The 11,224-nt window shown below is 69.7% G+C and carries 11 protein-coding genes; 6 read left to right on the forward strand and 5 right to left on the reverse strand.

What is annotated here, in order from left to right:
* Window positions 1-256: 256 nt before the first annotated feature.
* A complete protein-coding gene (recA, locus tag D7X32_RS10580; protein ID WP_120602400.1) occupies window positions 257-1,345 on the reverse strand; it encodes a recombinase RecA in 1,089 nt (362 codons plus the stop codon).
* A 112-nt stretch (window positions 1,346-1,457) separates the two neighbouring features.
* A complete protein-coding gene (locus D7X32_RS10585; protein WP_120602401.1) occupies window positions 1,458-2,075 on the reverse strand; it encodes a hypothetical protein in 618 nt (205 codons plus the stop codon).
* A gap of 232 nt (window positions 2,076-2,307) precedes the next feature.
* Here D7X32_RS10585 and D7X32_RS10590 point away from each other — a divergent pair, with 232 nt between their 5' ends.
* From D7X32_RS10590 to D7X32_RS10605, 4 genes are read left to right on the forward strand one after another with little or no spacing between them, the layout of a single operon-like run.
* Window positions 2,308-2,910, forward strand: coding sequence for an RNA polymerase sigma factor (locus tag D7X32_RS10590; protein ID WP_120602402.1), 603 nt, complete (start codon window positions 2,308-2,310; stop codon window positions 2,908-2,910).
* Window positions 2,907-3,386 (forward strand): anti-sigma factor family protein, encoded by a 480-nt coding sequence (locus D7X32_RS10595; protein WP_120602403.1) that lies wholly within the window; start codon window positions 2,907-2,909, stop codon window positions 3,384-3,386. The genes D7X32_RS10590 and D7X32_RS10595 overlap by 4 nt, the downstream gene beginning before the upstream one ends.
* Window positions 3,386-3,886: a DUF3106 domain-containing protein gene (locus tag D7X32_RS10600; RefSeq protein WP_120602404.1), complete on the forward strand. Its 501-nt coding sequence runs from the start codon at window positions 3,386-3,388 to the stop codon at window positions 3,884-3,886. Before D7X32_RS10595 ends, D7X32_RS10600 begins: the two co-directional genes overlap by 1 nt.
* Entirely contained in the window at window positions 3,883-4,149 is a 267-nt protein-coding gene (locus tag D7X32_RS10605) for a hypothetical protein (RefSeq protein WP_120602405.1), read from the forward strand. Before D7X32_RS10600 ends, D7X32_RS10605 begins: the two co-directional genes overlap by 4 nt.
* A gap of 91 nt (window positions 4,150-4,240) precedes the next feature.
* On the opposite strand, the gene glmS is transcribed toward D7X32_RS10605, so the two are convergent.
* Both glmS and glmU read right to left on the reverse strand, forming a co-directional pair.
* The gene (gene glmS, locus D7X32_RS10610) at window positions 4,241-6,076 is read right to left on the reverse strand and encodes a glutamine--fructose-6-phosphate transaminase (isomerizing) (protein ID WP_120602406.1); all 1,836 of its coding nucleotides are present in this window, start codon (window positions 6,074-6,076) and stop codon (window positions 4,241-4,243) included.
* 105 nt (window positions 6,077-6,181) lie between these two features.
* A complete protein-coding gene (gene glmU / locus D7X32_RS10615; protein WP_120602407.1) occupies window positions 6,182-7,582 on the reverse strand; it encodes a bifunctional UDP-N-acetylglucosamine diphosphorylase/glucosamine-1-phosphate N-acetyltransferase GlmU in 1,401 nt (466 codons plus the stop codon).
* Between the two features lie 373 nt (window positions 7,583-7,955).
* Here glmU and ggt point away from each other — a divergent pair, with 373 nt between their 5' ends.
* Both ggt and D7X32_RS10630 read left to right on the forward strand, forming a co-directional pair.
* On the forward strand, window positions 7,956-9,734 hold the full coding sequence (gene ggt / locus D7X32_RS10625) for a gamma-glutamyltransferase (RefSeq protein WP_244238948.1): 1,779 nt from the start codon (window positions 7,956-7,958) through the stop codon (window positions 9,732-9,734).
* Window positions 9,735-9,754: 20 nt separating this feature from the next.
* Window positions 9,755-10,537 (forward strand): TatD family hydrolase, encoded by a 783-nt coding sequence (locus tag D7X32_RS10630; protein WP_120602408.1) that lies wholly within the window; start codon window positions 9,755-9,757, stop codon window positions 10,535-10,537.
* 148 nt (window positions 10,538-10,685) lie between these two features.
* On the opposite strand, the gene D7X32_RS10635 is transcribed toward D7X32_RS10630, so the two are convergent.
* On the reverse strand, window positions 10,686-10,961 hold the full coding sequence (locus tag D7X32_RS10635) for a hypothetical protein (RefSeq protein ID WP_120602409.1): 276 nt from the start codon (window positions 10,959-10,961) through the stop codon (window positions 10,686-10,688).
* Window positions 10,962-11,224: the final 263 nt, after the last annotated feature.

Raw genomic sequence — 11,224 nt, forward strand, 5'->3', positions numbered from 1 at the left:
GGAGCAGGGGTGAAGGGGCTCCCGGGCCGCGAAGTCTAGAGGCGCTCCTCCCTCCACACGAAACATCCCGGCGACAGCCCGGTGATGACCGCACGCGTCACGTTTCCGCCACGCGCCTGGCTGTCCTCCCAATCCCTCTCACCGTGAAGAAAAAGGGGCCGGCCCCATCGCTGGAGACCGGCCCCTTTTCTGCTTCAACCGCCGCGCCGCTCCCCCCGGAGGTGCGCGGCGGTCATTCCTCACGGCACGCGTAGGGCTACTTCACGGCCTTCACGCGCGGGCGCTTCTCGCCTTCGGCCGGCTCGGCGGGGGCGTCCGCCGCCGGGGCCGCCGCACCCGCGGTCTTGCCGATGCCGTACTTCTCCAGCACCAGCGCCTCGACCTCCTTGTAGGTGTCCGGGTGCTCGCGCAGGTACTCCTTCGCGTTCTCCCGGCCCTGGCCGATGCGCTCTCCCTTGAAGGAGAACCAGCTGCCGCTCTTCTCGACGATGTTCTCGTTGGAGGCCAGGTCGATGAGGTCGCCCTCACGCGAGATGCCCGTGCCGTACATGATGTCGAATTCCACTTCCTTGAACGGCGGCGCCACCTTGTTCTTCACGACCTTCACGCGCGTGCGGCTGCCCACCACGTTCTCGCCGTTCTTGATGGCGCCCACGCGGCGGATGTCCATGCGCTGCGACGCGTAGAACTTCAGCGCGTTGCCGCCCGTGGTCGTCTCCGGGTTGCCGAACATCACGCCAATCTTCATGCGGATCTGGTTGATGAAGATGACGCACGTCTGGCTCTTGGAGATGGTGCCCGTGAGCTTGCGCAGCGCCTGGCTCATGAGGCGCGCCTGCACGCCCATGTGCGCGTCGCCCATCTCGCCCTCGAGCTCCGCCTTCGGAACGAGCGCGGCCACCGAGTCCACCACCAGCACGTCGATGGCGCCGGAGCGCACCAGCATCTCCGCGATTTCGAGGCCCTGCTCACCGGTGTCCGGCTGGGACAGGAGCAGGTCGTCGGTGCGCACGCCCAGCTTGCGCGCGTAGCCCACGTCCATCGCGTGCTCCGCGTCGATGTAGCCGCACACGCCGCCGCGCTTCTGCGCTTCCGCGACGATGTGGAGACACAGCGTCGTCTTACCGGAGGACTCCGGCCCGAAGATTTCGATGATGCGGCCGCGCGGCACGCCGCCCACGCCCAACGCGATATCGAGCGAAATCGACCCGGTCGAAATGGCCTGGATGTCCTTCATCATGGGCTCGTCGTTGCCGAGCCGCATGATGGAACCCTTGCCGAACTGACGCTCCACCGCCGCCAGCGCCAGCTCGATCGCCTTTTCCTTCTCCTGATTCACGGCCATTTCTCGTCGCTCCTTGGAAGAGTGGACCACCCCGGTCCACCTGAACGCGCTTTTAGTACGCGATGGGTAGACCCTAGTCCACCCCTCTGACATCCGTTTCGGGTCCTGGCGGTCAGCTCTTGCGCAGGGCAGCCAGGAAGGCGGCCACCAGGCCCCCCAATCCCGCCGCCCAACCTGCCGGAACCTCTGGGACCAGCACCATCCCCAACCCGACCCCGGACACCACCGTCAGCAGCGCCAGGGCTCCGCGATACAGGGGAGAGCCCACGGAGGCAACCGTCAGCAGGGTCAGGGACAGCAGGGTCAAAAGCCCCTGCAGGATGAGCAGCCCGCCGGGCACGACGACGCCCGTCAGCCCCAGCACCACCTGGAGCGCCAGCGCCCCCAGCCCCACCGCCAGCGCCGGGAAGGGTCCCCCCGGGGGCGGTATCAGCCGGGCGCCCGGGACGGGGGCGTTCTTCAGGTGCTCCAGGTCCTCCGGGCGCACCTCCAGGGCGTAGGGGAAGCCCAGCGCCAGGAGCGACTCCACCGCCGTGGCGCGGCAGGAGCGCCCGTCGGCGTCCACCAGCCCGTCCAGGTTGCCCCCCTCCAGCAGCCGGTGGAACGCGTCCGCCTCCGTCCGGCCCCCGCCTTTCGACCCCAGCTCCTCCAAGAGCTGGTTGAGGTTCCAGGCCAGGCGCTTCTGCTCGTCGCCTTCCGCGCGCCGGGCCTGCTGCGCCAGCAGGTACATGGGCAGCGGCGAGTCCGTGGGCGGTGTGGGCGTACCGCCCTGCGCCGGAGGCTCCCAGGCCGCCAGGTCCGATGGGGACTCACCCTCCCCCCCAGGATGGGAGGCGGGTGTGCGCGAACGTGGGCGGAAAGCATCGGACACGGTGCCGAAACTGTAACCGGGGGGCGGCGTGGGGTTCAAAGTGGGGGTGGCCCGCAACTTCCACCGGGCAACGGGGTTTGCGGCCTCACGGATGGATTGGGACCCGGACACGCAGGCGATGCTGAAGGTGGCGGCGGGCGACAAGCAGGCCTTCGCCTGGCTCTTCGACCGGCACCACGCGAGCGTGGCGCGCTTCGCGTTCCGCTTCGTGGGGGACGCGGCGCGCGCGGAGGAGCTCACGCAGGACATCTTCGTGAAGCTCTACCGCCACGCGCGCTCCTACAAGCCCACGGCGAAGTTCAAGACGTTCCTCTTCCGGGTGGCGACGAACCACTGCCTCAACGAGATGCGGCGCGGGGAGTACCGCGTGGCGCGCCTCACGGCGGAGGCCCCGGCGGAGGACGACGCGGGAGCGATGCAGATGCCAGGGCCCGACGGAGACCGGCCCGACCAGGCGTTGAGCGGCCGGGAGTTGGAAGCAGCGGTGGGGATGGCGTTGAAGGACCTGAGCGACCGCGAGCGGGCCGCGTTCACCATGTGCCGCTTCGAGGGCATGGCGTACCGGGACATCGCCGAGGCGCTGGAGGCGAGCGAGGCCGCCGTGAAGAGCCTCATCCACCGCGCCACCCTGGCGGTGGCGCGCAGGATTGAAGCGTTGCAGGCGGGCACCGTGCCCGCGAGGAGTCGGGCATGAGCTGTGCGTTCGAAGAAGACCTGACGGCCTGGGTGGACGGGGAGCTTCCGCCCCCGCACCGCGCACGGATGGAGGCCCACCTGGGCACCTGCGCGGAGTGCCAGGGGACGGAAAGGCTGCTGCGCCTCACGGTGGCGCGGATGGCGGAGCTGCCCGCCTTCACGCCGTCCCCGTCCGCCCGGCGCGAGCTGCTGGCGCGGGTGGACGCGCTGCCGCCCACATGGCGCGAGCGGTTCGCCCACATCCTGAAGCCCGGCGTGCTCGTGCCCTCCGCGGGCCTGGCCGCCGCGGCGGTGCTGACGCTGCTGGTGGCCGGCCGGACGCGCGTGGAGGCGCCCGCGCTGGAGGAGTGGGACCCGGGCGCGCTGGAGGTGGCGGCGAACCTGGAGCTGGTCGAGGACTACGAAGTGCTGGGGCTCAACAGCTCCGAAGACCTGGAGGTCGTCGAGAACCTCCATGAACTGGGGGTGCAGTGATGCTGGGAAGAATGACCGCCGGCGTGCTGTCCGCGGCGCTGGTGCTGTTCGCCGCAGTGCCGGCCCGCGCGGCCAACGCCCCCACGCCCACCGCCGCGGAGCGCTTCGAGAAGCTCCCGCCGGAGCAGAAGGAAGCCCTGCGCGCGAAGCTGCGCGAGTTCAAGGCGATGTCCCCCGATGAGCAGGCCCGCGTGCGCGCGAACCTCCAGCGCTGGCGGCAGCTGCCCCCGGAGGAGCGCGACCGGTTGAAGGGCAACCTTCGCGACTTCCAGAAGCTGTCGCCCCAGGAGCGGCAGGCGGTGCGCGAACAGGTGCGCGAATTGCGCGGCCTCACCCAGGAGCGCCGCGCCGAGCTGCGCGAGCGCGTGCGCGCCTACCTCAAGGAGCACCCGGAGCGCCGCGAGCAGATGCTGGAGAACATGCGCCGCTGGCGGCAGATGTCCAAGGAGCAGCGACAGGAGGCACGCGAGCGGCTGCGCGAAAGGCGGCGCGACAAGTGAGGCCCGCCCCCTGTTGGCTGCTGCTGTTCGCGTTGGCGGCCGCCCTGCCCGCGGCGGCCCAGCAGCCCCCGCCGTCCGAGGAAGTCCCCGCGCCCGCGAAGGCCGTGCACCCGGAGGCCACGCCCCTGCCCACCGACGCCCGCCGGCCGGAGCCCGCGCTCACCGACGAGGACCGCGAGGTGGTGGAGAACCTGGACCTGCTGGAGTCGCTGGACGCCGCCGCGGACCTGGAGGTCCTCCTGGAGCTGGCGGACGAGCAGTAGCTCCCGGCGCATGACGGAAACGAAGAAGCCCGGGCCCCCTGTGAAGGGAGTCCGGGCTCTTTCGCGTTTCAGGCGTGGACGCCGTGAAGCGCTACTCGACGGTCACGCTCTTGGCCAGGTTGCGGGGCTGGTCCACGTCGTTCCCGCGCATCTCCGCCACGTGGTACGCGAGCAGTTGGAGCGGGATGGTGGCCACCACCGGCGCGAGCAGCGCGCAGGCGGAGGGGATGCGGATGACGTGGTCGGCCAGGGTGTCCGCCTGCGTGTCGTCCTCGTCGAGGATGGCGATGACCTTGCCGCCGCGCGCGCGGACCTCCTCGATGTTGCCGATGATCTTCTCGTACGCGACGTGCGGATGCTTCGGCGCGATGACCACGACGGGCATCTTCTCGTCGATGAGCGCGATGGGGCCGTGCTTCATCTCACCGCCCGCGTAGCCCTCCGCGTGGATGTAGGAGATCTCCTTCAGCTTGAGCGCGCCCTCCAGCGCCACCGGGTGCATGGGGCCGCGGCCGAGGAAGAGGAAGTCCTGCGCGTTCATGAACTCGCGCGCGACGCGCTTCACCTGCGGCTCGCACTTGAGGACGTCTTCAATCATCTTCGGCACCTGGGCCAGGTGCGTCAGGTGCTCCTGCGCGCCCTCCACCGACAGCGTGCCGCGCATGCGGCCCAGCTTCACCGCCAGCAGGTACAGCGTGACGAGCTGCGTGGTGAACGCCTTGGTGGACGCGACGCCAATCTCCGGGCCCGCGTTGGTGAGGATGTGCAGGTCCGACTCGCGCGTCATCGCGCTGCCAATGACATTGCAGACCGCCAGCGTGTGGGCGCCCAGCCGCTTGGCCTCCTTGAAGGCCCCCAGCGTGTCCGCCGTCTCACCCGACTGGCTGATGGCGATGACCAGGTGGCTCTTCTCCACGATGGGGTCGCGGTAGCGGAACTCGCTGGCGAGCTCCACTTCCACCGGCAGCCGCGCCAGCGACTCGATCATGTGCTTGCCGGCCACGCCCGAGTGCCAGGACGTGCCGCAGGCCAGGATGGTGATCTTGGTGAAGGACTTCACCTGCTCCGGGGACAGGTTCCAGGTGTCGAAGTGGACGTCGCCTTCGGTGAGGAGCATCCGGCCGCGCAGCGTGTCCGCGATGGCGCGGGGCTGCTCCCAGATCTCCTTGTGCATGAAGTGCTTGTAGCCGCCCTTCTCCGCCATCATCGGCGTCCAGTCGATGCGGCGCGTGGGGCGGTTCACCAGCTTCCCGTCGCGGTTGAAGATGTCGACCTTCGCCGCGGTGATGACCGCGAGGTCGCCCTCCTCCATGTAGACGAAGTCGCGCGTGTGCTCGAGCAGCGCCGGCACGTCGCTGGCCACGAAGTTCTGGCCCTCGCCCAGGCCCAGCACCATGGGCGACGCGTCCTTCGTGCACACGATGCGGCCCGGATCATTGGAGCACACGACCACGAGGCCGTAGGTGCCCCGCACCTGCTTGATGGCCGCGCGGACGGCGTCCGGCAGGTCCACGCCGCGCTCCACCTCCGCGGAGATGAGGTGCGCGAACACTTCCGAGTCCGTCTCCGACGCGAAGACGTGGCCGCGCGCGCGCAGCTCCGCCTTGAGCGCCAGGTGGTTCTCGATGATGCCGTTGTGCACCACCGCCACGTTCTTGTACGTGTGCGGGTGGGCGTTCTCGTCGGAGGGGCGGCCGTGCGTCGCCCAGCGCGTGTGGCCGATGCCGGTGGTGCCCTTCGGCAGGTCCTGCACCACGCGGTTCTCCAGGTTGCGCAGCTTGCCCGTGGCGCGCACCACGTTGAGCTGGTTGCCGCCGACCACCGCGACGCCCGCGGAGTCGTAGCCCCGGTACTCGAGCTTCTTCAGACCCGACACCAGGATGGGAGCAGATTCCTTGTCACCGACGTAGCCAACAATCCCGCACATGTTCTTCCTGCCTCTTTCTCGTCCCGCGGCCGCCGGAGCAAACCACGGGAATCCCGTTCACGCCCAACCCCGCCCCGCCGACCGAACAGCAGGCGAGCACTCTTCCTAACCAGCCTTCACCTTCACCTGCCGTGCCTTCTTGGCCGCCACCCAACCCTCCTTCACCACCTGTGGCGCACGGGACACAGCGAGGCTCCCAGGAGGCACATTTTTCGTCACCGTGGTGCCCGCGCCGACATACCCGCCGTCCCCCACCTTCACCGGCGCCACCAGCTGCGAGTCCGAGCCGATGAACACCCCGTCGCCCAGCTCGGTCAGGTGCTTGTTCACCCCGTCATAGTTACAGGTGATGGTGCCCGCGCCGATGTTGCAGCCCGCGCCAATGTTCGCGTCCCCCAGGTAAGTCAGGTGGTTGGCCTTGCTGCCCTTGCCGATGCGGGCCTTCTTCGTCTCCACGAAGTTCCCCAGATGCACTTCCTCTGCCAGCTCCGTGGCGGGGCGCAGCCGGGAGAACGGGCCGATGATGCAGCGCTCGCCCACACGCGCCTCCTCCAGCACGGAGTAGGGCTTGATGTGGGTGCCATCCGCCACGTGGGAGGCCGTGAGCACGCTGCCCTGGCCGATGGTGACGTTCTTCCCGATGACGGTGCCGGCCATCAGCGAAACGCTGGGGCCAATCTCCGTGTCGGTGCCGATGGTGATGCCCTCTTCGATGTACGCGGTGGCCGGGTCCTGGATGGACACACCCGCGCGCATGTGGGCTTCGTTGATGCGCTGCTGGAGGACGCGGGCGCGCGCCGCCAGCTCCACCTTGTCGTTCACGCCCGCGGTCTCGGTGGCGTCCGCATCCACCGCGCCCACGGGGCCGTGCTTCGCGGCCATCTCCACCAGGTCGGTGAGGTAGTACTCGCCCTGCGCGTTGACGGGTTTGATCTCCGCCAGCGCCTTCCAGAGGAAGGCCGCGTCCACGGAGTAGATGCCCGCGTTGCATTCCTTCACCGCGCGCTGCTCCGGGGTGCAGTCCTTGTGCTCCACGATGCGCGCCACCTTGCCGCCCTCGCGGATGACGCGGCCGTAGCCGGTGGGGTCCTCCAGCGTGGTGGACACCAGCGCCAGCACCCCGCCCGCGGCGTCGTGCGCGGACAGCAGCGCCTGGAGCGTCTCCTTGCGCAGGAGAGGCACGTCTCCGTAGAGGATGAGCACGCGGCCGTCATGGCCCTTGAGCGCGTCCTGGGCCGCCTTCACCGCGTCCGCGGTGCCGCGCTGCTCCTTCTGGAGCGCGAAGCGCAGGGGCGCGTCCGGGAAGTGGGCACGGATGGACTTCTCCACCTCCGAAGCCTGGTGGCCCACCACCGGCACCACGGACGTGGCGCCCAGTTCCAGGGCCCGCTTCAAGGGATAGGCGCAAAGGGGCCGGCCGAGGATGGGGTGAAGGACCTTGGCCTTCTCCGACTTCATCCGCGTGCCCTTGCCCGCGCACAACACAACCGCCGCCAGAACTGTCATATGCGGCGGAGAATTAGGGACCGCCGATCAACTCGTCAACCGCGCCCGGACGTCAAAGCGGATCGCGGGGCTTCCGGCGAGGGCCGGGCGCTGACTGCTACACACAACGTGTTGCATTGGACCGTGATGCCGAAGCGCGGCTTGTAGAACGTCGTCAGCCGCGCCGTTGAGGGAGCCGGAGTCGGGACCGACGCCGGGCTTTCCACGGGGTTCGGAGGACTCATGAGCACCGCCCGTTGCTGCGCATTCCCAGAGCCTGCACCGCTTCCACTCACAATCCAAGGAAAAAAATGTTGTCCGGTTGAAACCCTGGCCCGGGTGCGGCGCATGGTGCATTAGGGAACGGCCGGTAATCACAAGGAAAGGCGTCCAGGTGGGGAAGACACACATCGGAGCCGCGGGACGACAGCCGTTCCGCGCGCTGGGACTCGCAGTGTTGCTGGTGGCGACTCAGGCGGGTGCGGCACGTCCCTACCGGGGAGGTGCGGTGGCCACGGCGTATCCGCCCGCGAGCGAGGCCGCGCTCCAGATGCTGGAGAAGGGCGGCAACGCGGTGGACGCGGCGGTGGCGGCGGCGTTCGTGGCGGCGGTGGTGGGCCCCTACCACTCCGGCGTGGGCGGCGGCGGGTTCGCGCTGGTGCACGACGCGAAGTCGGCGGTCACGCAGGTGCTGGACTTCCGGGAGGTGGCTCCGAAGGGCGCCTCGCGCGACATGTACCTGAGGGACGGCGCGCTGGTGCCGGGGCTGTCCACGGACGGCGCCCTGAGCGTGGCGGTGCCGGGCGCGGTGGCGGGCTACCTGGAGCTCCTGGCGAAGCACGGCAAGCTCAAGCCCGCGGTGGTGCTGGCCCCTGCCATCCGGCTGGCGAAGCAGGGCTTCTGGGTGACGCCCAAGTACCAACAGATGGCCACGGGCCGGGCGGAGTGCCTGCGCCAGGATCCGGAGGCCGCGCGCATCTTCCTCGTGCCCAACGCGCAGGGGACGCCGGACGTTCCGCCGTTGGGCCACCTCATCCAGCAGCCGGACCTGGCGCGCACGCTGGGCCTCATCGCCAGGAGCGGCGCGAAGGCCTTCTATGCGGGCCCGGTGGCGCAGGCGATGGTGAAGACGGTGAAGGACGCGGGCGGGCTGCTCACGCAGGAGGACCTGACGGCGTACAAGACGCGCAGCCCCGCGCCGCTGGAGACCACCTACCGGGGACACCGCATCCTCACCATGCCGCCGCCCAGCGCGGGCGGGCTGGCGGTGGTGCAGGTGCTGGGCATGCTCCAGCAGTTGCGGCCGCAGGGTGTGCCCTACCGCGATCCGGAGTCGCTGCACCTCTATGTGGAGGCCGTGCGGCGCGCGTACGTGGACCGCGCGAAGTACCTGGGCGACCCGGCCTTCGTGCAGGTGCCGCTGGAGCGGCTGACGTCCCCCGGACACATCGCGGACCTGGCGGGCGGCATCGACCCGAAGAAGGCCACGTCCAGCGCGTCGCTGCTGGCGCCGGTGACGGGCGGGCCCGCCTCCACGCTGAAGAAGGACGCGGGGCCCCTCACGCCGGAGCCGGAGAAGAAGAACACCACGCACATCTCCGTCATCGACAAGGACGGCAACGCGGTGGCGATGACGACCACGGTCAACTACAGCTTCGGCTCGTGCGTCGTCGCGAAGGGCACCGGCGTGCTCCTCAATGATCAGATGGATGACTTCGCCGCGCAGCCGGGCGTGCCCAACGCGTACGGGCTCGTCACGGGGGAGCCCAACGCCATCCAGGCCGGCAAGGTGCCGCTGTCCTCCATGTCGCCCACGCTGGTGTTCGCGAAGGAGGACCCCAAGCGGGTGATGCTGGCGGTGGGCAGCCCTGGCGGCTCCACCATCCCCACCACCGTCATCCAGGCCATCAGCAACGTGGTGGACCAGGGCATGGACGTGACGCGCGCGGTGGGCGCGGGCCGGCTGCACCACCAGTACCTCCCGGACGAGCTGTGGGTGGACAAGTGGGGCCTGGAGCCGGCGACGCTGTCCGCGCTGGAGGCGAAGGGCCACAAGATTCGCCGGGTGGACGGCTGGGGCGACGCGGAAGCCGTCTACAGCGACCCGCGCACCGACCTGCGCTATTCCTCCAGTGACCCGCGCAACGAGGGCGCCGCGACGGGCCAGGACTGACCCCAGGAGACCCCAAGCCCGTGCCCGAGCCGATTCCGCTCTTCGATGCGCACCTCCACCCGGAGGCCCTGACCGACCAGGACCTGGAGTCCATGCGCTTCTTCGGCGTGGAGCGGGCCCTGGTCGTGGCGCATCACTTCCCGGAACCCACGGCCAAGGGGCTGCGGCAGCACTTCGACCAGCTGGTGGAGCGGCAGCTGCCGCGCCTGGAAAGGCTGGGCATCCGCGCCTGGGCCGCCCTGGGCGTGCACCCGCGCTGCATCCCGCGCCGGGGGCTGTCGGAAGTCCTGAGCCACCTGCCGGAGTACTTCGAGGGCGGCCGGGTGGTGGCCCTGGGAGAGACGGGGCTGCACGTGGGCGGCGAGGAGGAGGAAGAGGCCTTCCTGGAGCAGCTGGCCCTGGCCCGTCAGCTCAAGCTGCGCGTGGTGGTGCACACGCCGCTGAAGGACAAGGAGCGCCACACGCGGCGCATCCTCACGCTCCTGCGCCAGTCCGGGCTCCTGCCGTCGCGCGCGCTGGTGGACCACGCCAACGCGCGCACGGTGCGGACCATCCTGGAGGTGGGCCACTGGGCCGGCCTTACCCTGCACCCGGAGGCCCTCCAGGCGGACCGGGCGGTGGCCCTGGTGCGGCGGCTGGGCAGCGAGCGCCTGGTGCTGGACTCGGACGCGGGCGACGGCGCGGGAGACATCCTGGGGCTCGCGCGCACGGCGAACCTCCTGGGCAAGGCGAAGCTGTCCGAGCGCATCGTGCGGCGGGTCACCCGGGACAACGCCGCCCGCTTCTTCCAGATCCACGACTGAGCGCGCCATTCGCGCACCGTGCGGGTGGAGCGCGGTGCGTTGAAAAGTGGACGGCGGCCCGGTCGTGTCAGCGCTGTAAATGAGACGGGCCCCGCACTGTGAAGCGCGGAGCCCGTGGATTTACAACCTGGAACCCCGGGGAGGGGTCCTAGTTCATCGAGAGGGAGGCGGGAGCCTCCGGGTGCAGGGTGAGGCCCTGCGCGTCCGGCGCCAGCCGCACCTGCACGGGCACGCCCTGGGAGCGGTACTCCGCGAGGGAATCCGCCGCCTCGTCGAGCAGCTGCTGATAGCGCTCCTCCAGCTCCACCGCGATCAGGAGCATGGTCTCACCGGCGTCCGCCACGCCCGGCCGGTACACCTGGCACCGCTGGAACCGCGCCCAGCGACCGTTCTGCATCTTCACAAGCTCGCCGTCGTAAGCCATGCGCAGCACCTCTTGAGTGAAATCCGACGAACGCAATCTAAAGGCGAATCCGGCAGCTGTCATCCCCCTGCTTGAAAATTCGTAAACCCTTCGGAATTCCGGGCAGTTGCCAGGACTCAAGGCCATCCCCAGGGGTGCTCCGGCGGCGGGACCGGCACAAAATGTAAAGTGGAACACTGTCAACGCGGTTAACCGCGACCGGGGTCGGATGCCGCGTCGCGCTGTCAACACTCCGTGAACCCGGCGGATGGGGAGGGGCGGCC

Origin of the sequence: Corallococcus carmarthensis (assembly GCF_003611695.1) — a bacterium.
Lineage (GTDB): Bacteria > Myxococcota > Myxococcia > Myxococcales > Myxococcaceae > Corallococcus > Corallococcus carmarthensis.